Origin of the sequence: Mesorhizobium loti, from assembly GCF_013170705.1 — a bacterium.
Lineage (GTDB): Bacteria > Pseudomonadota > Alphaproteobacteria > Rhizobiales > Rhizobiaceae > Mesorhizobium > Mesorhizobium loti_D.
In genome coordinates, this window is record NZ_CP033334.1 from 6,775,605 (window position 1) to 6,798,615 (window position 23,011).

Here is a 23,011-nt window from a genome sequence, read left to right on the forward strand (position 1 = left end):
CGTTGCCACGCCGTCACTCAGTGCGCCGGCTGCAACGGATCGCTGCCGATCTTGGACAGCAAGATAACCGCCTGGGTGCGGCTGTCGACGCCGAGCTTCTGCAGGATGGCAGAGACATGCGCCTTGACCGTCGCCTCGGAGACGCCGAGTTCGTAGGCGATCTGCTTGTTGAGCAGGCCCTCGGCCAGCATGCCGAGCACGCGGGTCTGCTGCGGGGTCAGCGCCTGCAATCTTTTGATCAGGTCCGATATTTCGGGGTCGCGCTCGACGCCGAGATCGACGCCAACCGGAGCCGCTATGTCGCCGGCCAGCACCGACTGCACGGCGTTGCGGATCTCTTCCATGCTCGCCGATTTGGAGATGAACCCGGAGGCGCCAAGATCGAGCGCACGCCTTATCGTCGCCGGATCGTCATGCGCAGAGACAACGATCAGCGGCACCGCCGGATGGATACCGCGCAGCGAGATCAGGCCGGAAAGGCCGCTGGCGCCCGGCATCGACAGGTCGAGCAGCACAAGGTCGACATCCTCATTGGCCACGACCAGCGCCTTGGCACTTTCGAAATCGCCGGCCTCGTGGATGGCGGCGACATTGCCGATGCCGGCAAGTGCCTCACGCAGCGCGCCGCGAAACAGCGGGTGATCGTCGGCGATGACGAAAGAATAGCCTGACGGCAAATGTTCCTCCCCGAATCCCGTCGATGATTTTTAGCTTTTCGGGACCAGTCGGACGATTATGAGGGGCCGCGCGCTGTTTTCAAGCGGCAAAGCCGGCACGTCCCATTTTCCCTGGTTTGGATGCTCAGGTTTTCTGCGAGTTGAGCTGGGCGCCGTCGCCGCTGTCCTTGTCCATATCCTTGACGATGCCCATGAAGCCTTTCAGGAAGCGCTCCATGTAGCTCATCGTCTTGTTGAAATCCTCCTCGCTCGGGAGCTTCGATTCGAGACGGGCGGAGAGCGAATTCTCCAGCTTGGTGACGCGCTCATCCATTGCCTTCATCGAGGTCTGCAGGCGGTCGACCTCATCCTGGAAGGCGGCGCGTTCATCGGCCGCCATCTTGCAGACGAGCTGGCCCGAGCGCTCCTCGCAGAGCGACATCGCGCCGGTCTGGGTGTCCATGCGGACATAGCCGTTGTCGGATTTTTCCAGCCGGTAGCGATCGGTTTCTTCCGAATAGGCTGATACCGCGATCAGTGAACCGAGTGCGGCGGGGATCAAAATGTGATGCAGACGCATGTTGTCCTCCATGGCCAAGGCCTGAAATATCGCATGTTTGCGCCGGAAATGGGGAAGACCCTTGGCGTGGCCTTCCCCGCACGACTGGTTCGGATTATAGCGCAACCATGTCTCAGTTTATCTACAAGATAACCCCGCAAGCGCTTTGGCGCGAGGCCGAAGCCAATGGCCGCTTTACCGGGGCGCCGATCGATCTCACCGACGGCTTCATCCATTTCTCGACGGCGGCGCAGGTTCGGGAAACGGCGGCAAAGCATTTTTCCGGCCAGTCGGACCTTCTGCTCGTCGCCATCGACGGCGCCGGCCTGGGGCCTGCCCTGAAATATGAGGTGTCGCGCGGCGGTGCGCTGTTTCCGCATCTTTACGGCGTGCTGGAGCTGAAAGCCGTCAAGTGGGTGCGACCGCTGCCGCTTGGTCCCGACGGTACCCACCTCTTCCCGGCGCTGGAGGCCGAATGAGCGTGCTCGACCGGCTCGGCCAGAAGCTGCTGTTCACCTTCGATCCGGAAACCGCGCACGGCCTGTCGATCGCGGCGCTGCGCTGCGGGCTGCCGGTCGGCGCGCGGACGGCGCACGATACCAGGTTGAAGGTCAGCCTTTGCGGCCTCGATTTCCCCAACCCGCTCGGCATGGCGGCCGGCTATGACAAGAACGCCGAGGTGCCTGACGCGCTGCTTGGCCTCGGCTTCGGCTTTGCCGAGGTCGGCACGGTCACGCCGCTGCCGCAGGACGGCAACCCGAAGCCGCGCATCTTCCGGCTGACGGCGGATGAAGCGGTGATCAACCGGCTGGGCTTCAACAATGAGGGCCATGCGGCGGCCGAAAGGCGCCTTGCCGCCCGCAAGGGGCATTCCGGCATCGTCGGCGTCAACATCGGCGCCAACAAGGACAGCACCGACCGCATCAGTGACTATGAGCGCGGCGTCGTCCGCTTCGCCCCCTATGCCAGCTATCTGACGGTCAACATCTCCTCGCCCAACACCCCGGGCCTGCGCAACATGCAGGCGCGCGAACAGCTCGGCGAGCTTCTGTCGCGGGTCATGGCCGCACGCGCCATGGCGTCCGCGCAGCCGCCGGTCTTCCTGAAGATCGCGCCGGATCTGGTCGAGGCCGAGTTGGAAGACATCGCCGCCGAGGTCACCGAGAAGAAAATCGACGGCGTCATCGTCTCCAACACCACGATTTCGCGGCCGCCGCTGCGCAGCACCGGCACGACAAGCGAAACAGGCGGACTTTCCGGCAAGCCGCTGTTCGAACGCTCGACCATCGTACTGGCCAGGATGCGCAAACTGCTCGGGTCGGATATCGCCATCATCGGCGTCGGCGGCGTCGATAGCACGGATGCGGCGCTGGAAAAGATCCGCGCGGGCGCCGATCTCGTCCAGCTCTACACCAGCATGATCTATGCAGGGCCGGCACTGCCGGGCCGTATCGTCGCCGGCATGGCGCGCTTTTGCGAGACGGAGCGGCTGAAATCCATCCGCGCGTTGCGCGACAGCCATCTCGATCGGTGGGCGTCAAAGCCGCTCAGCTGAACGCCGTCCGCAGCCGCAGCCGCAGAATCGCCAGCAGGCTGAAGCCACGCGTCAGCAGGAAGACGTGAAGTGCCGCCCACAGGCCATGATTGCCGAAGGCAGGCGCGAGCGTCAGCAGCGCGACGGTAAAGACGAGAAATGACAGCAGCATCATGTTGCGCATGTCGCGCGACCATGTCGCGCCGATGAAGACACCGTCCATCTGGAACGCCAGCACGCCGCTCAGCGCGGTGAATGCCGCCCAGGGCAAATAGATGTCGGCCACCGAGCGGACCTCCCGCGATGTCGTGACGACGGCGACGAGATCGGCACCAGCCGAGAGCAGCACCAGCGTCGCGGCTCCTGCCAGCCCGAAACCCCAGAACAAGGTCAGACGCACCGCCCGCCGGAAGGGCTGCTCTGCACGTGCGCCGACGGCACGGCCCGCGAGCTGTTCGGCGGCGGTGGCAAAACCGTCGAGGAAATAACCGGCGACGAGGAAGAAGTTCATCAAGACCGCGTTGGCGGCCAGCGTCACCGTGCCAAACTGCGCACCTTGACGCGTGAACAGCGCGAAGGCGGCGAGCAGCGAGAACGAGCGGATCATGATGTCGCGGTTGAGCAACAGCATGCGCAGGAAGGCGCTCATGTCGAGCAGACGATGGCGCGGCAGGGACGGGGTCGAGCGAAAGCGGAGCACCACGATGGCGAGCCCCAGAAGCATGGCCAGGAATTCGCCGGCGACGGTCGCCCAGGCGACGCCCGCAACGCCCCAGCCGAGCTTCAGCCCAAGCAGGAAGCAGAGTGCGATGTTGATGCCGTTGAGCGCCAGCTGCAGCACAAGGCCGAGCCCGCCCTCGCCACGCCCCAGCACATAACCGAGGATAGCATAGTTGATCAGCGAGAAGGGTGCGGCAAGGAGCCTGATCCTGATGTAGACGCCCATCGCCTCGCTGACGCGCGGCTCGGCGCCCATGAACCACTGGCCACCGACGGCGATCAGCGGTGAAAGCGCTGCCAGCACGATGCCGGCGACGACCGCGATCAGCACGGCGCGCCAGAATACCGCCTGTTCCTCCAGCGCGTCGCCGCGCCCGAAAGCCTGGGCGACGAGACCGGTGGTGCCGGAGCGCAGGAAATTGAAGGTGGTGAAGACGACACTGAACACCAGAGATCCCGCTGCCAGGCCGCCGAGAAGGGCCGCGTCGCCGAACTGCCCGACAACCGCCGTGTCGACCAGGCCGAGCATTGGCGTGGTCAGATAGGCCAGCGTCATCGGCACCGCTATGGCGAGCACGGAACGGTTGGTGACGACAAAAGGTCTGGCGTCGGCTGGGATTGCACCCTTGTCCAAGGGATTGCTGCCTTGCTGATTGATGCTTGATCGAGGAGCCGATGTGCCCCATTTTCTGACCACCGCGCAATCATTCTTCCCGCGATGGCCAACCGAAATCCCGGTCTGGCGCGAGCCCGCCGGATTCCGTTCATGCCCCTGCAGATCGTCCACCATCCTGACTACGACGCCGGCTTCGCTGCCAACCATCGCTTCCCGATGAGCAAGTATCCGCTCCTGATGGAGGCCTTGCGGGCACGCGGCCTGGCCGGACCCGACGCGCTCAACACAGCGGCCCCCGCACCAGCGTCATGGCTGAAGCTTGCCCATGCGGCCGACTATGTCGACCAGGTCATCGGCTGTTCGGTGCCGGAAAAAATCGAGCGTGAGATCGGTTTTCCGGTCGGCCCCCGCGTTTCGCTCCGCGCACGGCTTGCCACCGGCGGCACGGTGTTGGCTGCGCGACTTGCCTTGCGCCACGGCATTGCCTGCAACACCGCCGGCGGCAGCCATCATGCGCGACGCGCGCAAGGTGCCGGCTTCTGCACCTTCAACGACGTCGCCGTCGCCTCGCTGGTGCTGCTCACAGAGGGTGCGGCACAAAACATCCTGGTCGTCGACCTCGATGTGCATCAGGGCGACGGCACCGCGGATATTCTGAGCAACGAGCCACGCGTGTTCACCTTTTCCATGCATGGCGAGCGCAACTACCCCGTGCGCAAGATCGCTTCCGATCTCGACATTGCACTGCCCGACGGCACGGGCGATGCCGCCTATCTCGAAAGGCTGGGCACGATCCTGCCGGAGCTCTCGGCCCAACTGCGCTGGGACATCGTTTTCTACAATGCCGGTGTCGACGTCCATGCCGAGGACCGGCTCGGCAGGCTGGCGCTTTCCAACGACGGCCTGCGCGCTCGCGACGAGATGGTCATCGGCCATTTTCGCGCACAAGGCATTCCGGTCTGCGGCGTCATCGGCGGCGGCTATTCCACGGACGTGCCGGCACTTGCCGCACGGCATGCCCTGCTGTTCGAGGTCGCCTCGGGTTACGCCTAGCCGTCTGTCTTAATGCAATTCCGAACGGAAAACCGTTTCACACTGTTCCTGGAATTGCTCCAGAGTCACTTCCGATAGTTGGCGATCCTTAGCAGGATGAAGGCCGGCACGACGATCGCGGCACCGAGCAGGATGTAGCCGAGGAAGCGGTCGATGGCATGGAAGCCCAGGTTCCAGAGGTCAATGAAGAATTTCTGGATGCCGTAGAACACATCCATCGGCGACCAGCCGAAGGCATTCATGACAAGGCCGACGAGGAACGACACCACCAGCAGCTTCAGGATCACCCTGAGCGGCGAGTCGCCGAGAAAACGCGTCAGTGCGGACAAGGCCGTCTCCCGATTGAGATGCCCAGACTCACGGGCACCGCCCAGAGATACGTGCTTGCCGGTAATCCATCAAGCCGGCGGGCTCTGTCCGCGGAATCCGATTGACCGCTGCTGGATGCTGCTGGATATTGGCCGCCGAGTTAACCTGCATATCCACCTTACTTATCTGTTTTCTAACCAATTGCCGCTATTGCCATTACAAGAGCGGGAGCCAGGCTTTGGTGGGAACGGGAAAAATCGGCGCGCGCCGCGCGGTCATGCTGTCGGTTGTCGTGCCATGCTATAACGAACGCGATGGCGTGGCCGAGCTTCACCGACGCGTCAGCGCCGCATGCCTTGAGCAAAACGCTTCCTACGAGATCGTGCTCGTCATCGACGGCGCGACCGACGGCACCCGCGAAGCCATTTTCGAACTGGCCGAAAAGGACGACCATGTCGTCGCCATCGACCTTGCCCGCAATTACGGCCATCAGATCGCGCTTAGCGCCGGGCTGGAATTCTGTCGCGGCGAGCGCATTCTCATTCTCGACGCCGACCTTCAGGATCCGCCCGAACTGCTCAGCGCGATGATGGCCAAGATGGATGAAGGCTTCGACGTCGTCTACGGCCAAAGGGTGAAGCGCGACGGCGAAAGCTGGTTCAAGCGGGCTTCGGCCTCGATGTTCTACCGATTGCTCGGCCGGATGGTCGATGTCGAGATCGCTTCGGACTCCGGAGACTTCCGGCTGATGAGCCGCCGTGCGCTCGATCATCTGAACGCGATGCCCGAACGCTACAGGTTCATTCGCGGCATGGTGAGTTGGATCGGCCTGAACCAGGTCGCCTTTCCATACGAGCGGCACCGGCGTTTTGCCGGCACCACCCACTACCCGCTGAAGAAGATGGTACTTCTTGCGGTCGACGCGATGACCAGCTTTTCGATCCTGCCTTTGCGGTTTGCCTCGCTGCTGGGAATGATGTTCGGCCTGCTCGGCATGGTCGTGCTTGGCTATACGCTGTTCGAATGGTCCAGGGGTAACGTGGTTCCCGGCTGGACGAGCCTTGCCGCGATCACGCTGATCATGGGCAGCGTCCAGCTTCTGGTGCTTGGCATCTTCGGCGAATATCTCGGCCGCATGTACATGGAGACAAAGCGGCGGCCGCTGTACTTCGTCAATGAGGTCGTTTCGCGCGACCAGCCGACCAAGGATAGCGACCTGCCCGTCCATCGCCTGCAGGAGATGGCGAAAGGGTCGCGCCTGGCTGAGGCGAAGGTCGACAGGATGCAACCGAAACGGCGTGGGCGGCATGCGGTCGGCTCTTCCATCTGATGTCTCGCGGGTGCTGCGCTTTGGCGCTGTCGGGCTTCTCAACACGGCGCTTGGATATACGCTGATCCTGGCCGGGCTGGCGCTGGGCCTTGGCGATATCGTTTCCAATGCGGCAGGTTATACCGCCGGCCTCACCCTTGGTTTCTTTCTCAATCGCCGCTGGACGTTCGGACGTGCAGGCTGCCCCGGCGCGGTTGCCCGATACGCGATGACCTTCGTCGTTGCCTATGGCGCCAATCTGGGCATCGTCATTGCCGCCATGTCAGCCGGCTTCATCGAGAGCCCGTTCGTCCACCTGGCGGGAAACTGCCTATATTCGGTCATCTTCTATCTCGGCTCGGCCCGGTTCGTCTTCGCCGGCGGCGCGGATGATCCTGACGCCTTCGCCGCAACGAATACGAGATGGCCCGGAGCCGTGACATGAACCAGGCCGCAGCAGTCGTGACGGCGACGCCGTCACCCGGAGCCGCAACATGAGCCAGGCCGCCGCAATCGCCATGGCAACGCCTTCGCTGGGCGACGCGCAACGCATCAGGCTGATATTCTGCCTTCTGTGCGCCTGCATGGTTGCTTGTGTGCTTAGCGCCATTGCCAGCGCGATCCTGCAGGATCCCGACAATTGGTGGCAGGTGAAAGTTGGCCTGGACTTCCTGGAACACCGGACGTTTCCGCTTGTGGACCCTTATTCCCATACGTTCGGCGGCCAGCCCTGGATCGCCAAGGAGTGGCTGGGGCAGGTCTTTCTGGCACTTGCCTACCGCGCGGGCGGCTGGAATGGCGTCGTCGCACTGATCATCGCCACCGTCGGTCTGACGGTCTTCCTGATGGGATGGTTCCTCAGCACATGGCTGAAGCCCATACTGGCGATAGGGCTTACCTTCGTGGTGGCTTTCCTGATCGCCCCGATCTATACGGCACGCCCCCACGTCTTCACCTTGCCGATCATCGTCGTCTGGACGGCAATGCTGTTTCGCGCCGCGCGGGAAGAGAGGGCTCCGCCCCTGTGGCTGCTCATACTCGTCGTCTTGTGGGCCAACCTGCACGCCACCTTCACCCTGAGCTTCGTCATCGCCGCCTTTGCCGGGCTTGGTCTGCTGACGCGCTCGGGCTTGTCGAAACCCGTTCTCCTGGCGAAATGGGTGGCTTTCGGCCTACTCTGCCCAGTCGTGAGCCTGATGCACCCCTATGGCGTGAAAGCCATCCTGGCGACATTCACCGTGGCCTATGGCAACGAGGCGGTGCCACTCATCCTGGAGTGGCGGCCGTTCAATGCCCAGGAGCAGATCTTCGAGGAAGCGGTGATGCTGCTGGCGCTTTTCGGGCTTCTGGTGTCCAGGCTGCGGATCGGCTGGGCCAAGGCGTTGTTCGTCATCTTCACCTTGCATGTCTATCTCACCCATCTGCGATTTGTATATCTGCCCTTCCTGCTGATTCCCTTGGTGATCGCCGTCGAGGTCGCACAGCAATACCCTTCGCTCTCAACCACGACCTGGCTGATGGAAAAGCGTGACGGGCTGGAAAAATTCTTCGCCAGCCGGTTCTACGCGGTCTGCGGCGCCATGGCCGTCTTTCTGGTCGCGGCGGCCGCAATCCTCGGCAGTGCCTACCAGGTGACACCGAGCCCGAAGACATCCGCCAGTGGTGCCCTCGCATTCGCCGGGGATCACCACCTGTCGGGCAACGTGCTGAATTCCTATAATTTCGGCGGCACACTGATCTTTCATGGCATCAAGACTTACATCGACGGCAGGACGGACCAATTGTTCCTGAGCGGTTTCACGAAAACCGACGACGCAACGGGACGCAGCGACGGAAAACCGCTGCTCGAGGCCCAACTGAAGAAATACGCCATTGGCTGGGCGCTGCTTACAGCCGACGACACCCGCATCCCCTTCTTCGCGGAGTTGGGGTGGAAGCGGGCATATGCGGACGATTATGCGGTGATCTACCTGCCCGGCACCTGATTTGCAGCGTCCCGAGGGGCCGGTGCAGCCGGCGCCCAAACCCCGGCATCCGGCTTGACATGGATATTGCAGTGCAGCAAACTTATGTTGCAGGGCACAGTCCATAAAACCATGGGCCACGTTTTCTTGTACGACGGGGACATCGCAGCATGAGGAGCATGTCAGGTTCCGCCGCACGAACCACGGCGTACGGACCGGCCGAATGAACTACAGGCGCGATATCGATGGCCTGCGGGCCGTTGCGGTGCTTCCCGTCGTGCTCTTCCATTTCGGCGTCTCCGCCATTCCCGGCGGCTTCACCGGCGTCGACATCTTCTTCGTGATATCGGGCTATCTGATCAGCGGCAGCCTGCTCGACGATCTCGAGCGCGGCCAGTTCTCGATCGGCCGCTTCTACTGGCGCCGCGCACGACGCATCCTGCCGGCACTGACCTTCGTCATCGTGCTCGCAAGCATTGCCGCCTGGTTCATCCTTCTGCCGTCCGACCTTCACGAGTACAGCCTCAGTGTGATCGCGGCCTCGACCTTCTGGTCGAACATCTATTTCTGGAAGACGACCAACTATTTCTCCATTGACGCGGAACTGCGGCCCCTGCTGCACACATGGTCGCTTTCGGTCGAGGAGCAGTATTATATCTTCGCGCCGGTCCTTGTGTATCTGATCTACCGATACGCCGCGAAGCGCTGGCTGACGATATTGCTGCCGATTGCCATCGGCAGTTTCGCCCTGGCGGTGATGGCAACCACGCTGGCGCCGACCGCCGGCTTCTACTTGCTGCCGACGCGTATCTGGGAACTGGCGCTGGGCGCCATGCTGATGCTGAGAAAGCCGCCGGCACTTGCCAGCCGCCCGGTGACGGAACTGATCGGCCTCGCCGGTTTTGGCCTGCTCACATTCGGCTTCCTGACGATTTCGGAGAGCGACCCGTTTCCGGGCTACAACGCCCTGTATCCCTGTATCGGGACGGCGCTGCTGATCTATGCGGGCCAGATGCACCCGGACAGACCCGTCCCTGTCGCCACCCGCGTGCTTCAGCTCGCTCCGCTGGTCTGGGTCGGCCTCATCTCCTATTCGCTCTATCTCGTTCACTGGCCGATCAATTCGTTCGTCCACTATCTCTCGCTGAAAGCCATCGGCGTGCCGACGATCCTCGCAATGATCGTGGCGAGCGTCGCCCTGGCGACGTTCTCCTGGAAATATGTCGAGCAGCCGTTCCGCCGGAAAAGCACCTTCACGGCGCCGCTGCCCATCTTCGCCTTTTCGGCGACAGCGATCGCCCTTTTGTGCGTCGGCGGCTTGGCCGGTGCGCTCGGCAAGGGGTTTCCGCAACGGTTCCCGGACTTCTCGACGGAGCGGGTGCTGGTGGGTGACTGGCGCAATGGCGTCTGCTTCAACGAGGGCGCGAGCCGGATCGAGAACTGGAACCTAGCCGACTGCACCCGAACGCATGGCTTTCCAGTCAATGTGCTGTTGTGGGGCGATTCCTTCGCCGCTCACTACGTATCGGGGCTGGAGGCCAACGCGCAGAAAATCCAGGCCAATGTCATCCAGTACACCTATGCCGGCTGCCCGCCAAACCTGAGCTACTTCTCCTATGCCCGGCCGGCCTGCACGCGCTTCAACGAACGGGCACTGTCGATCATCCGCGATGCCAACATCCAGGCCGTGATCCTGAGTGGACGATGGACCGACTACCAGGCCAGGGGCTTCGACGGCCTGCAGAAGACCATCGACCGGCTCAACGGGATGGGCGTCAAGGTCTATGTCATCGGGCAATCTCCGGAGTTCATCGCCGACGTGCAGAAAATCGCCTTCTTCGCCCGGCGAGAGCACCTGGCGAACACATCCTGGCCGATGGCCATGAATCCGGACATCAACAAGCAGGTGCTGCCTTTCGTCAAAGGGGCAACTTTCATCGACCCGCTGGCCTATCTGTGCGACGCGGCCGGCTGCTCCTACGCAGACGCCGGCACCAGGCAATTTCTCTACTTCGACTACGGTCATTTCTCTTCGGCAGGCGCGATACTCGCCATCTCGAAATACTGGCCGAGCTTTGCCGCCGGCGACAAGGTCGCGAAGGCAAAATAAAAACCCAGGCCCGCGCCGAGGGAACTTCTGGAGAGTGCGTTTCGAGAGCCGCTTTGCGATTGCCCGAAGGCCGAACCTCATGGTAACGAGGGCACGCGCGGGTATGATGTAATGGTAGCCTGTCAGCTTCCCAAGCTGAACGCGCGGGTTCGATTCCCGCTACCCGCTCCAAGCTTTCGGCGCACCATCCAGACAACAGGCGGATAAGGCGACACTTTTTAGAGCCGCCGCCCAATCAAACAAAGGACGACACCTGTGAGCGAACCGACCGTGGCCGAGGCGACTGAAACTATCTATGCGTCGCTGCGGGCGGACAATGCCGACATCGACGCACATATCGCGACGCTTAAGGCAGCCCTGACACGAGAGGGTATAAAAGAGGCTGTGTTCGATCCGACCAAGTTGGCGCAGAACAACCGCTCGGGCCGCAAACTGATGCAGGCTTATTTTCGGCAGCGCGGGGTGAGCGTGAGGTTTTCGGACCAGTAGGCCGCGCGGACGATCTCAAACGCGCCTTGGGGTGCTCGGCCCGGTCCGGCGGTTCGGTACGGGATTGGTCAGGCCCATCTAAGCCTGGCCGATGCGCATCTGCTTCTTGAGCAGGAATCGGGCAAGGTTGTTGATATTTCGCGGCGCCACCTTCTTGGGGAGATGGGCCAGCAGGCCCTTGGACTTGGCGTCGCTCTGGAACCGCTCGGCCCACTCTTCAGTGCAGCTGTCCCGCTGCAACCGCAGATTTGTCCTGAACTCGCAGTTCGGCACTTCAATCGACAACTGCCGGGCCACCGACGCGACGTAGGGACGAGGGTCGTCCAGCAGATCTTCATAAAACAAATGGTCGTAAGGCAGGTCGGCCATGCGCAGATAAGCCTCCCAGAAAGCATAGCTCTGCCCGATCATGAAATAGGCCTGGCAGATTCCGGCGAAGTCGTATTGCGGAACCCGATCCGCGCCGCCCATCGTGCTTCTCCAGCGACCCGACGCCTTCGCCCGGCAATAGGAGATCGCTTGGCGAAGGCGGTCCCGCCGCTCCAGAAAGACCACACCCATGGCATGGCGCCGGATGCATTCGGCAAGGAAGTCGGCTTCATATTTCGCTTGCGACCAGTGAAGGTGGCGTGGAAACAGCTTGACGGCAAACCGGCCATTTTCGGTCCCGCCACGATCAATGACGGCGGACAGGAGTTCGTCGAAGGATTTCGGCCTGACGCCCAACGTGTCCGAATCGAGCCATTCGGCTGACCGGCCCAATATTCCCGTGCTGTTTGCCAGACTGCCGAGCCATTCGGAGCCGCTGCGGGCTTCGGTCACTATCGCCACGCCCTTCATGCGTGCGGATTGCCTCTGGCCTGTGGACCTGTAATCAAAATTGCGGAATGCGATTCTCTTCGGTAGCCGTCTGGCATGGTCACAATTCCCGATAAACAGCGCCCTAACGGGTAACGGCTGATTTGGTTCCACCGATTCTTAGATTAAGCTAAAATACGCGTTAGATTAAGCTAAAATACGTGACTGGATCCGTAACGATCGGCTGATCGGTACCTGGGTACCGATTTGCAAACGCATACATTGGCCCTGCACGGTTGTGCATCCCGACGACACCGGCCACGCTGTTGGTGGCCGGCTTGCGTCAGCGAGAATCCAATTGCTACCAGAGCCATACCCGCTCGCGCCAGCAACGGACGTGGCGACGACCATGGCGCCAGTAACTGCGGCACACCCGTCTCCAGCCGCGGCGCCTGCCGCCATGCCGGCGACGATAGCGGTAATGCCCGCGACGATGGGAAACCTGTTCCAGTTCGACCTCTTCACCGCCTTCGAAGACAGCCGGATCCGGCTTATCCAGCTTGTCGAGAATTCCGTTGCCTTGGGGAATACCGGCAACAGCCCGGCCGGGCCCGGCTACGCTCGCAACCGCCACCGCGCCGACGACGCCCAGCATTCCAGTGAGAAACAACCGACGTTCCATCAAAAACCTCCAGAGTTGTGACTATCGGCACCTCGTTCCCTCGCCCAAAACAGGCTCCAGCGACATGTCGATTGGATCGAACGCGCGACTGCGCTTCTTGTTCCATCACCCCCTTCGCGCAGGATGAATCGTGCAGCATCTTGGCGGCCGGCGGCAGAACGCGACGCCGGCGCCCTCAGAATTTCACGCCGAGATCGACCTTGGCGCCCTGGTCAACGCCGCCGCCGAACTGGCCAGTATAGGACAGGCCGAGCTTGGCGTTGGGGGCGAGCAGCAGGTCGAGACCCGCCTCGATGAGCGCGCTGTCCCTGCCGATCGGCACGCCAGCGATGGTGAAGCGATCGCCGCCGGCGAAAGTGACGGTCGACAGCGGCGTGATATCGCCGAGGGCATGACGCCAGCCGAGCATGCCACGCGCTGTGACGTTGACGCCGCCAAGCGTGAATTCGGTGGAACCGCGCAAGCCGAGGGTGGTGAAGGTGGCATCGGTGGTCGAAGCGGCGCTGGCCAGCGCCGCTGGGCCACCTTGCTCGGTAAACCCGTTTGTGTGCACGCTGACATAAGCAAGATTGGCGAAAGGCTCCAAGTTGAATTGTCCGGCATCGGCCTTGTAGGCGAACTCCCCGAAGATTTGCGCGGTGCCAGCACCATAGTCGGCCGAGAGCGCGTCGGCAAAACCGTCGAAGGCTACCGAGCGCCTGGTCGATATGCTGCTCCAACTGTAGGCGGCGCCGGTGCGGAAGGCGATGGCGCGCCAATTGGTACCGCCATAGAGGCCGAGATGATAGTTGTCGCTCTTACCGTTCGAATTGCGATCATCGGCACCGAAGCTCGAATGACTGTAGCCGCCAAGCAGACCGAGACGCCAGCGGCCGACCGACGCATCGGCGCCGGCCAGCAGGCCGCCAGTCGAGCGATCAAAGGCGGCGGCGTTGCCATCGGAGTCCGTGCTGCCCCAAGACCCAAAAGCCTGACCCCAGACGGCGAAACGATCGGTGTCGGCGGCGACCATTTCGGGACCACCCTCGCCATAGGCCATGATCGGTAGAGCGGCCATGCTGTCGTCGCCGAAGGCGGCAGAGATGCGGCTGGTGGCGGCATCACGGACGAAATGGCCATCTCCCAGCAGCATGCCCTTGGCCGAGGCATGAATCTCGCCCGACAATTGGTCGAGGGCATCTCGAGCGGCAGCCGTGGCGGGTAGCCCCAGGATGGCGTCGTAGAGCGGATTGCCGCTGTCTAGGCTCTCGGCGCCGCCACCGGTGGCCATCTGGTTGGCGCCCAGGCCAACCGAGGCAAAACTGATGTTATTGCGGTGCAGCCGCAGATAGACGTTGTCCGCGTCGTAGCTGAGCGAAGGATCGAGGAAGGCAAAATTGCTGATCACATTGGCGAACGTACCGCTGACGCCGCCGGTCGCCGACAGGATCGTGTAGTCGGTCTGAGGTCCGTAACTGCCCGCGCCAGCCAGCACGCTGACCGTCCCGCCGTTGATCGTGGCCGGCCCGGTCACGTCGAGACGGGAGGCTTGTCCGGCCGCGTTCGCGGCGACCTGATAGGTCGAGCCGGCATTGAAGGTGACGGCACCCACGTTCATCGTGCCGATGCCGACGCCAGATGCGACCGGGCCAGTGAAGAGGCGGCCGGAGACCGTGACCGTGCCCGTGATCGTGCCGGTGCCGCCGAGCGCAGCACCCGATGCAACCGCGACCTGGGTACTGTTCAAGGCCCCTTCGATGAGCAGCGTTCCACCGGTCACGTTGGTATTTCCGGTATAGGTATTGCCACCGCTCAAGGTGAGCGTGCCCGTGCCCGATTTTGTCAGCCCAACGACCGTCGGCACGAGAATCGCCGGGAGGGTGCTGCTGCCGGGACTGACGAGTTGCATGCCATTCCTGATGACGCCACTAAAGGTGGTGTCAGTGGCTTGATCCACGGTGAGCAAGCTGGGGGATCCCATCGCCACCGTGCTGGTGATATCGCCCGCGCCCGACAGCGAACCAACGGTCTGCGACGTGATGCCGAGATCGAGAGTGGCGCCGCTTGCGACGAAAAGCGATCCGGTCGGGGCGCCGAGCGTGCCGCCATCTCCAAGGAACAGCCTCCCCGCCTCGATATTGGTGCCGCCTTCGTACGTATTGGCTCCGATCACGTACAGTTCGCCCGCGCCCTGTTTGGTCAGCGCCCCGACGCCGCCCAGCGGGGAAGAGATCTCGACGTCATAACCGTTGCTGTCGATGAAGGCGCCGCCCGCCTTGATCGTCACATCGCCGGCAGCGAAATGCCCGAGCAGATCGGTGTCGGCACTCGTGGCGCGCAAAATGCCGCCATCGAAATTGACCCTCGCGCCATCGTGACCTTTCCAGACACCGCCGGTTTCCAGAACCCCGCGTGCTCCGGCCGTGCCGTCCAGATTCAGCGTGCCACTGGCGGAGCTTGTGCGCACCATATCGACCGTGCCGACGCCGGTGCTGACTCTGCCACCATCCGCGACGGTAAGCGTGCCCGCACCCTGATAGCCGAGGCGCAGATAATCCGTCGTCCACACTGACCCGATGCCGGTAACGAGCATCGTGCCATTGCTGCCGGCCACTTCGCCGATATAGCTGGTCAGGTTCGCGACCGTACCGCCATGTGCGATCGCCAGCGTGCCGCCATCGACGGTGGTGAACGAAAACGCACTGTTGCCGGTCAGGGTCAGCGTGCCCGCACCATCCTTGATGAGCCACACGGCGCCGTCCCCAGCGCCCGTCATGAATCCGTCCGTGATCGCACCGCTGAAACTGGTGTTGGTCGCCTGATTGACCGTGAGCGGGCTTTGCCGGCCGCCATACACCGTAGTGGTAATGCTGCCGGCGCCGGACAGCGCGCCGACCGTCTGGTTGGTACCGGTAAGATCAAACGTGCCACCGCCGGCGATCGCAAGCGCACCAGTCGGTGCGCCAAGCGTGCCGCCCAGGTCGACGTCGAACTTCAGCGTGCCCGCCGAGATCGTGGTTCCACCCGTGTACGTGTTGAATCCGGAAAGAATGAGCGTTCCGAGGTCGGTCTTGTCGATGCCACCGCTGCCGGTGAGCGCAGACAAGATGGTCGCGGACATGCCCGCGCCGTCCGTGGTGCCGTCGCCCACGCGGATCGGAACGCTGGATCCGGTGAGATTGAGCGCATCGCCGGACATTTGATAGCCATCGACGAAGAACTGCATCCCGCCGCCCAAATCCATCGCGCCACCGCCCGCACTGACCGTGACCACGCCCGGCGCGCCCTGGAAGATCATCATGGCCGCTGGATCGTAGACGCCGCTCGCGCTGCCGCCCGCGTTCGTCCAGTTGGTTCCGGCAGCGCTCCAGGTGCCTGTGCCGCCGTTGACCATATTGTTAGGCACGGTGTGCGCGCCGTTCCAGAAGCTGTAGGAGCCGGGCGCTACCGCCCCGACCAGCAGGTTGACCTGGTTAGCCACTGAAGTCTGCACGGCCAGATCGCCGCCAGCATAACCGGCTGGCGTCGCGCCAATGGTCATCCCGTTGTCGGTCAGCGCCCCGCCATAGTCGAACAGGCGATAGAGACCGTCGCCGAAACCGCCGGCGTCGCTGACATTGAGCGTGCCGGCAAGCGTCAGGTTGCCAGCGACGTTGAACAGGCGCGTGTTGCCCGGTGCGCCGAGAGAGACATCGATAACCGAGCCAGCATTCAGCGCCAGCGATCCCATCGACAGGGTCTGGCCGGTGCGGCCCAGGAGGATGCCGCCGGACGCCACGGAAACGTCGCCGGCGATCGATCCGGCACCGCCGAGACTGCCGCCGGACGCAATCGCAACCGTCGACGTGCCCAACAGAATGGGCCCCCACATCACATTGCCCAGGGATCCATCGACGAGCAGCGTGCCGCCCGTCACATTGGGGGTGCCGGTATAGGTGTTGCTGCCGCTCAGGGTGAGCGTGCCGGTACCGGACTTGGTCAGCCCGGTCATGGTGGTTACGCCGTTGATTTCGTCGAAGTAATCCGCGATGGCGCCACTGAAAGTGGTGTTGGTGGCTTGATTGACGGTGAGCAGGCCGGGGTTGAAGTCCGAACGGGTGACGGTGCCCGCACCCGACAGCGAGCCGACCGTCAGGGCCGTTGTATCAAGAAGGAGCGTGGCGCCGCTGCCGATGTAGAGCTCCCCCGTTGGCGCACCGAGCGTGCCGTTGCCCTTGAGGTCAAGGGTGCCCGCTTCGATCCGCGTCCCGCCGGTATATGTGTTGGAGCCCGAAAGCGTTTGCGCGCCCGACCCGCGCTTGACCAAAGCGAGCGTGCCGCCACCGGCGCCGTCGGCGATGACGCCACCGAAAGAAGAATCTCCAAGTGCCGAACCATCGATCGTCAGCACGGCATCCGTCGCGCCGCCGTTTACGATCTGCCCGCTGGGGATGTAGTTCGTGATCCGACCGATTGTCGTGCTGTAGCCGTTGAGGTTGAGGAGACCTCCCGCGGCCACTGCCTGACTGCCGAACTCCAAGTCGGTATTCACTGTCGTTGCGTTGGCGGCCCATATGTTGACGACGCCGTCTCCACCGAGCCTCAACCAAGCGCCATCGATGGCGCCGGTGGCCAGTGCGTTCACGGTGCCGTTGATTGTCAGCGTGCCACCGGTGATGGCGTTGGCGACGTTCGCATTCACGACGGCATCGAAGGTCGGCAATTGCACGAGGCCGCCGCTGACGGCGCCGGCCGCGTTCGCATTGAGGACGGCGCCATTGCGGAAGGTTGCGGCCACGGTGCCGCTAAAAGTATCGGCTGTATCGGCGTCGACTTTGCAACCATTGGTGGGGCCGCCGTTGAAAACCGGGAAACCGCCGGTATACGGTCCCCCTCCCGGGTCACAAGCCTGTTGCGCATGGCCCGTCGAAGGCGCGCACGCGATGGCGAGGAGCGCGAGGGTCGAGGTCGTGACCGACAGCCTGCCGAGCGAAATGGTCCTCGAACGATTGCCGCGCCCTGCCTTCATTGCCATGCTCCCCCACGGCAGCCGTCCGCGCGTCGGCGCAAGGGAGCGCGGGCATACGCCCTCCCCCGCGCCGCCATCGGCGGCACCGCGGTTTCATTGATTTGCTCCCCGATCCCGGACGGGAGTCGTTGATGATCTTTTCCGCCGGGGCGGCGGATACATCAATCCCGCGTTCGAGGGGGTACCGGCAGAATATCACGGCAAATTTCGGCATTTGGCCCGGCGGCCAGGCAACTCGCTTACCGGCATCCGGTCGGCCGTCATCTTAAGCCGGACCGCCGAGCGCTCGAGCCCCGCTCCGACCACCTCTGACGCAGCGATCAGGCCTTTCGTCCCGCAGCGTGAGTCGGAATGGCCAAGGTCAGTTGCGTGCCGCGCCCAGGCGCGCTTTCGATTGCTATTCGTCCGCCCATCTGGTCAGCCCGACGACGTATGTTCGCAAGGCCTCGTCCTTCGCCGGCAGCGCCCGAGGCTCTCTCGGGCTCGAACCCCATTCCGTCGTCCGACAGTATGACGAGAATGACGCCATCGTCACCGGGGTTCATCGCGAGTTCGATCCTTGTGGCGGAAGCATGGCGCAAGCTGTTGGCGATACCCTCCTGCAACAGCCGATAGAGGCTGAGCAGCCGCCGCACGTCGAGGCTCGGCGCCGGGGTCGGGAGCGTGCAGCGATAGTCCAGCGTGATGCCGGATCGGGCAAGACGGCCTGCCATGCGCTCCTGGAACATCGCCAGCGCCTCGTCGATCGGTTCGTTGCCCGCATCGATCGCACTGGCCATGTTGCGCAGGTCATCGACCGAAGACTGCAATCCCTGCTCGATTTCCCGTGAGGTCAGTCGATTCTCGCGGACATCGAGGAGAAGATGCGTCAGCACACCTCCGACCCCATCGTGCATGTCGCGCAGCAGACGCTGACGCTCTGCGTCGATTGCCAGCAACCGTTCCTGATGGCGCAACAATCGCGAGGAGCGCAGCAGGCTCGCATCCTGCTCCAGCACCTGACGTTCCAGGTCGCTACGCGCCTCCTCCGCCTCCTGGTTGAGCCTGTGCCCCTGCAGAGCGATCTCGAACAGGATGCCGAACATCGTCAATGGCGGTGCCAGGACCGACGCCTGCAGCGCGAAGCCGTTGGGCGGCGGCAAGAGAAACAGGTCGAAGCCAATCGAGGCAAGAGCGACCAGCAATATCGCCAGAACCCGGATCGCCGGCCCGGGAGCTGTCCGTCCCATCCGCAGCAAGGCCAAAACGCCATATCCCAACAGCAGGGTCAGAGCCACCGCATCGAGCCAGGGCACAATTGTCGCAAAGCCGACGCCTGCGGCCATGGTCCCAAGCAATATGGCGAAGGCGACGCCAAAGCAGCCGCAGGCTGCCCACGCCTCGCGCGACCGCCAGTCGGCAAAGGCGTTCACGGCAAGCGCTGCTAACGTCAGCATCAGATATTCCACGCCGTAGCGCAGCAACGGAAACCAGACATAGGGCAGGCTCTCCGCCCCGAAGGTGGTGAGCCAGGCGTCGATGCCCACCGATATGAGCAGCAGGCCGGTGATGCACTGGAGCCGCGAAAAGCCGTTGACCGGCAACAGGACGAGCAGCGCTGCGCCCATCATCAGTTCCGTCACAACGACCAGCCATACCATGTCGAAACGCTGGAACTTCTCCCGACCGGCGGTCTCATCCATACGGTCGAAAGGCCCTGCATAAGCTGTCGCGGCCTCCGGACAAGGATTTCCCCGGCAGGTGAGCGACCACTCATTCCCGGCCGACGTCTCCGCGCGCGACAACAGACTCGCCTGCGCCGGCCGCAGGACCACGGGCTGCCAGCCTGGGATACGCAGCATGGCCGGCCCTGAAAGCCCGGCAGCATAGGCGCCCACCTCGGCCGGCTCGGACGCCAGCAGCGCCCGCGCCGCCGGCAACCGATATTCCTCTAGTGTGCCCACAGGCTGAAAACCGGCGATGATGAGCGTATAAGCGCACCAGAACAGCAGTTGCGCGCCGAGAATGATAGCCAGCGCGCGGCGCCATCCCGTCAGCCGGGGCATGATGGTCACAGGCGCAGCAGCCCGCTGCGAAAAGCGCGTACCATGGCCTCGCCCCGATTGCTCACCCTGAGCTTCCTGTAGATCGATTTCACGTGATCGCCGATCGTGTACGGCGATATTTCCAGTTCGGCCGCCGCCTGCCGGTTGCTGTACCCCCGCGCCAGAAGCTGGAGCAGTTCGATTTCGCGCGGTGACAGCGGCGGATCGGCATCATCCGATTTCGAATCTTCCCGTTGCCGGCGCAGATGACGCAGCACATAAGCGGCGATGCTGGGCGACAATGGCGCACCACCGGTCAACGCATCGGCGGCCTGCTGACCGATGTCGAGACTGTCAATATCTTTCAGCAGATAGCCGTCCGCTCCCGCCAGCACAGCCGCCAGCACCGTATCCTGATCGCCCAGCACCGAGAGGACGAGTATTTTCGGCTCAAGACCGCCTCGTGCACGGATTTCCTCGATCAGTTCGATCCCGCTTCCATCGGGAAGGCCAAGATCGAGGATAAACAGGTCCACCTTCTCCTCGAGCAGACCACGCGCACCGGCCAGCGTGCCCGCGATGCCCGCCAGCGACAAGCCGTCATGCGCCACCACGCCGCGTCCGACATGAGCGGCGACGAGCGGATCATCCTCGACAACGACGACGTTCGCTTTCACGTCCCCTACCCGCCTGCCCTGCAATGGATCTGCAGGGTCATTGTAAACCGATCAATACACCAGATGGCAACCTCCGCACCCGCCGACAATCATGTGGCCACGCATCAACCGACCTCCCGCAGGATGAAATCGTGCAGCATCTTGGCGGCCGGCGACAGCACGCGATTCCTGACCGTGATCAGGCTGTAGGGCCTGACCTCGATGTCGAATTCGGTCTGGACGACGTCAATGGCGCCGGCGAGCCCGTCGGGATTCTGGATGAATTTCGCCACCTGCACCGAGACCGGTGCGATGGCGTCGGATTGCGCGACCATGACCAGCGTGAGCAGCAGCGAACTGGTGTTGAGGATCCGGTCCGGCAGGGCGATGTTGCGGTTCAGGAAATTGCTCTCCATCGCCTGGCGCAAGGGCGAACCGCCCGACTGGAAGACCCAGTCATAGGCGGCGGTGTCTTCCAGCCGCACCACGCCGCCGCTGGTGAGCGGGTGGCCACGGCGCACGATAAGGCAGGCTTTCTCGACGCCGATGACACGCGATTCGAACAGCCGCGGATTGAGGTCGTCGGGGATGCGGGCGATGATGAAATCGTGGCGTGTGGCGATCAGTTCGCGCGCCAGCACATTCGAGGTCTCGACCTGCATGGTGATCTCGATGCGCGGGTAGATGCGGCGGATTTCGCGGATCGCCGGTACCGCCAGTTCGATCGCGGGCGCCGTCACAGCTCCGAGGAACACCGATCCGCCCTTGCCCGCCTTGAGTTCGGAAATCTCGCGGTCGACCTCGCGCATCTCCAGCAGGATCGACCGCGCACGCCTGGCCAGCGCCTTGCCGTAGGGTGTCAGCGTGATGCCGCGGGGCAGCCTTTCGCACAGCTTGACCTCGAGCACCGCCTCCATCTCGGCGATCATGCGCGAGGCCGCGGGCTGCGAGATGTTCATGACCTGCGCCGCCGCGCTCACCCGGCCATGATCGTCGAGGGCGACGATCATGCGCATGTGGCGCAAGCTGAGACCGCTGCGCAGCAGGGTTTCGCCGTCGCCCGGTACGTCACTGTAAACGTTTGAAACCGCGACCGGATTCGGTAACGTCGCCATGGCTTTCCTTACCTCCGCTCGCGGCCCGTTGGTATCTGCCAGCGACCCATCACGCATCATAACACATACCACTTGCGGTATAGCAATCATCAAAGATCGCATTTGACAGTTATGGCAAAAGGGCGGCAACGTCAGCGCGTCCCGAGACGCGACGGTCGCCGACGATAAAATCGTATCGATTGAAATCAGCGTTTCGGGGCCATGGGAGGATACCGGAGATCGATATGACGGCAGCAGTGCCTTGGCGCTTCTGCACGATTGCGCGGCCCGCGACCCCCGGGGTGCCGCGTCCATCAACCAGGGAGAGTTAAGTGAAAATCATCAAGACACTGGCCGCAGTCGCGGCGCTTGGCATCGCTGCCATGACCTACTCGGCGCACGCGGCCGACAAGGGTCTTGTCGGCGTGCTGATGCCGACCAAGACCTCGCAGCGCTGGATCAATGACGGCGATGCCGTCAAGTCCCAGCTCGAGGCTCTCGGCTACACCGTTGACCTGCAGTACGCGCAGGACGACATCCCCAACCAGCTCAGCCAGCTGGAAAACGAAATCACCAAAGGCCCGAAGGCGCTGATCATCGCTTCGATCGACGGCACCACCCTGTCGGATGCGCTGCAGAAGGCCGCTGACGCCGGCGTCGTCGTCGTCGCCTATGACCGCCTGATCAAGAAGACCGCCAATGTCGACTACTACACCACCTTCGACAATTTCGGCGTCGGCGTGATCCAGGCCAATTCGCTGGTCAAGGGCCTCAAGGAGCGCTTCCCGAACACCAAGCCCTGGAACGTCGAGCTGTTCGGCGGCTCGCCCGACGACAACAACGCGTTCTTCTTCTACAATGGTGCGATTTCCGTCCTGCAGCCGCTGATCGACGACGGCTCGATCAAGATCAAGTCCGGCCAGATGGGTATGGACAAGGTCGGCACGCTGCGCTGGCTGGCGGCGACCGCCCAGGCCCGCATGGACAACCTGCTGTCGGCCAACTACTCGGATGGCAGCCGCGTCGATGGCGTCCTGTCGCCCTATGACGGCCTGTCGCGCGGCATCACCGCCTCGCTGCGCGCCGTCGGCTACGGCACGGCCGCTCAGCCCTGGCCGATCGTGACCGGCCAGGATGCCGAGACCGCCTCGGTCAAGCTGATCATCACGGGCGAACAGTACTCGACCGTGTTCAAGGACACCCGCGATCTGGCCAAGGCCACCGTCGAACTCGTCGACAAGGTGCTCTCGGGCGGCAAGCCTGATGGCCTCGACACCAAGACCTACAACAACGACGTCAAGGTCGTTCCCTCGATCCTGCTGACGCCGCATGAGGTCGACAAGTCGAACTACCAGAAGCTGGTCGTCGACTCGGGCTACATCAAGGCCGAAGACCTGAAGTAATTTCGGTTGTAAAGTCAGGGGTCCTGCGCAACGCAGGGCCCCTTTTCG

At 63.1% G+C, this 23,011-nt stretch carries 19 protein-coding genes and 1 tRNA gene; 11 read left to right on the top strand and 9 right to left on the bottom strand.

Annotated features, from left to right (window positions below; genetic code table 11):
* Positions 1–17: 17 nt before the first annotated feature.
* Positions 18–677 carry a response regulator transcription factor gene (locus EB815_RS32995; protein ID WP_056570246.1) on the bottom strand — a complete coding sequence of 220 codons (660 nt, stop codon included), beginning with the start codon at positions 675–677 and terminating at the stop codon, positions 18–20.
* Between the two features lie 124 nt (positions 678–801).
* Positions 802–1,236 carry a hypothetical protein gene (locus EB815_RS33000; protein WP_056570491.1) on the bottom strand — a complete coding sequence of 145 codons (435 nt, stop codon included), beginning with the start codon at positions 1,234–1,236 and terminating at the stop codon, positions 802–804.
* 107 nt (positions 1,237–1,343) lie between these two features.
* Between EB815_RS33000 and EB815_RS33005 the strand changes: the two genes are divergently transcribed.
* Together EB815_RS33005 and EB815_RS33010 are read left to right on the top strand one after the other, a co-directional pair.
* A complete protein-coding gene (locus EB815_RS33005; RefSeq protein ID WP_056570244.1) occupies positions 1,344–1,694 on the top strand; it encodes a DUF952 domain-containing protein in 351 nt (116 codons plus the stop codon).
* Positions 1,691–2,770, top strand: a complete 1,080-nt coding sequence (locus tag EB815_RS33010; RefSeq protein WP_056570242.1) for a quinone-dependent dihydroorotate dehydrogenase — start codon at positions 1,691–1,693, stop codon at positions 2,768–2,770. Before EB815_RS33005 ends, EB815_RS33010 begins: the two co-directional genes overlap by 4 nt.
* Here EB815_RS33010 and EB815_RS33015 read toward each other — a convergent pair.
* Complete coding sequence (locus EB815_RS33015; RefSeq protein WP_065005390.1) at positions 2,763–4,103, bottom strand: MATE family efflux transporter; 1,341 nt, start codon at positions 4,101–4,103, stop codon at positions 2,763–2,765. The two genes, EB815_RS33010 and EB815_RS33015, sit on opposite strands and share 8 nt — an antisense overlap.
* Before the next feature lie 132 nt (positions 4,104–4,235).
* Here EB815_RS33015 and EB815_RS33020 point away from each other — a divergent pair, with 132 nt between their 5' ends.
* The gene (locus tag EB815_RS33020; protein WP_056570489.1) at positions 4,236–5,138 is read left to right on the top strand and encodes a histone deacetylase family protein; all 903 of its coding nucleotides are present in this window, start codon (positions 4,236–4,238) and stop codon (positions 5,136–5,138) included.
* A gap of 65 nt (positions 5,139–5,203) precedes the next feature.
* On the opposite strand, the gene EB815_RS33025 is transcribed toward EB815_RS33020, so the two are convergent.
* Positions 5,204–5,467, bottom strand: a complete 264-nt coding sequence (locus EB815_RS33025; protein WP_027047739.1) for a DUF6460 domain-containing protein — start codon at positions 5,465–5,467, stop codon at positions 5,204–5,206.
* Between the two features lie 221 nt (positions 5,468–5,688).
* Here EB815_RS33025 and EB815_RS33030 point away from each other — a divergent pair, with 221 nt between their 5' ends.
* The 6 genes from EB815_RS33030 (at position 5,689) to EB815_RS33055 (ending at position 11,319) form a co-directional block, all read left to right on the top strand.
* Complete coding sequence (locus EB815_RS33030) at positions 5,689–6,777, top strand: glycosyltransferase family 2 protein (RefSeq protein ID WP_244494029.1); 1,089 nt, start codon at positions 5,689–5,691, stop codon at positions 6,775–6,777.
* On the top strand, positions 6,755–7,201 hold the full coding sequence (locus EB815_RS33035; RefSeq protein WP_056570486.1) for a GtrA family protein: 447 nt from the start codon (positions 6,755–6,757) through the stop codon (positions 7,199–7,201). Before EB815_RS33030 ends, EB815_RS33035 begins: the two co-directional genes overlap by 23 nt.
* A 49-nt stretch (positions 7,202–7,250) precedes the next feature.
* Positions 7,251–8,741: a hypothetical protein gene (locus EB815_RS33040; protein ID WP_056570236.1), complete on the top strand. Its 1,491-nt coding sequence runs from the start codon at positions 7,251–7,253 to the stop codon at positions 8,739–8,741.
* A gap of 202 nt (positions 8,742–8,943) precedes the next feature.
* Positions 8,944–10,830: an acyltransferase family protein gene (locus tag EB815_RS33045; protein ID WP_056570234.1), complete on the top strand. Its 1,887-nt coding sequence runs from the start codon at positions 8,944–8,946 to the stop codon at positions 10,828–10,830.
* A 97-nt stretch (positions 10,831–10,927) separates the two neighbouring features.
* Positions 10,928–11,001, top strand: a tRNA-Gly gene (locus tag EB815_RS33050).
* 84 nt (positions 11,002–11,085) lie between these two features.
* Positions 11,086–11,319 carry a hypothetical protein gene (locus EB815_RS33055; protein WP_056570088.1) on the top strand — a complete coding sequence of 78 codons (234 nt, stop codon included), beginning with the start codon at positions 11,086–11,088 and terminating at the stop codon, positions 11,317–11,319.
* A gap of 78 nt (positions 11,320–11,397) precedes the next feature.
* Here the strand turns inward: EB815_RS33055 and EB815_RS33060 are convergent, their stop codons facing one another.
* The gene (locus EB815_RS33060) at positions 11,398–12,159 is read right to left on the bottom strand and encodes a Stf0 family sulfotransferase (RefSeq protein WP_056570086.1); all 762 of its coding nucleotides are present in this window, start codon (positions 12,157–12,159) and stop codon (positions 11,398–11,400) included.
* A gap of 439 nt (positions 12,160–12,598) precedes the next feature.
* On the opposite strand from EB815_RS33060, the gene EB815_RS33065 reads away from it, so the two are divergent.
* Positions 12,599–12,820 carry a hypothetical protein gene (locus EB815_RS33065; RefSeq protein WP_056570084.1) on the top strand — a complete coding sequence of 74 codons (222 nt, stop codon included), beginning with the start codon at positions 12,599–12,601 and terminating at the stop codon, positions 12,818–12,820.
* A 154-nt stretch (positions 12,821–12,974) separates the two neighbouring features.
* On the opposite strand, the gene EB815_RS33070 is transcribed toward EB815_RS33065, so the two are convergent.
* The 4 genes from EB815_RS33070 to EB815_RS33085 all read right to left on the bottom strand — a co-directional run bounded on the left by EB815_RS33070 (position 12,975) and on the right by EB815_RS33085 (position 21,581).
* Entirely contained in the window at positions 12,975–17,786 is a 4,812-nt protein-coding gene (locus EB815_RS33070) for an autotransporter domain-containing protein (RefSeq protein WP_065005391.1), read from the bottom strand.
* A gap of 320 nt (positions 17,787–18,106) precedes the next feature.
* Entirely contained in the window at positions 18,107–19,831 is a 1,725-nt protein-coding gene (locus tag EB815_RS33075) for a sensor histidine kinase (RefSeq protein ID WP_244494040.1), read from the bottom strand.
* Positions 19,832–19,836: 5 nt separating this feature from the next.
* Positions 19,837–20,487 (bottom strand): response regulator, encoded by a 651-nt coding sequence (locus EB815_RS33080; RefSeq protein ID WP_056570078.1) that lies wholly within the window; start codon positions 20,485–20,487, stop codon positions 19,837–19,839.
* A 104-nt stretch (positions 20,488–20,591) separates the two neighbouring features.
* Positions 20,592–21,581, bottom strand: coding sequence for a LysR family transcriptional regulator (locus tag EB815_RS33085; RefSeq protein WP_056570074.1), 990 nt, complete (start codon positions 21,579–21,581; stop codon positions 20,592–20,594).
* Between the two features lie 311 nt (positions 21,582–21,892).
* Here EB815_RS33085 and chvE point away from each other — a divergent pair, with 311 nt between their 5' ends.
* Positions 21,893–22,963 carry a multiple monosaccharide ABC transporter substrate-binding protein gene (gene chvE, locus EB815_RS33090; protein ID WP_056570072.1) on the top strand — a complete coding sequence of 357 codons (1,071 nt, stop codon included), beginning with the start codon at positions 21,893–21,895 and terminating at the stop codon, positions 22,961–22,963.
* Positions 22,964–23,011 lie beyond the last annotated feature (48 nt).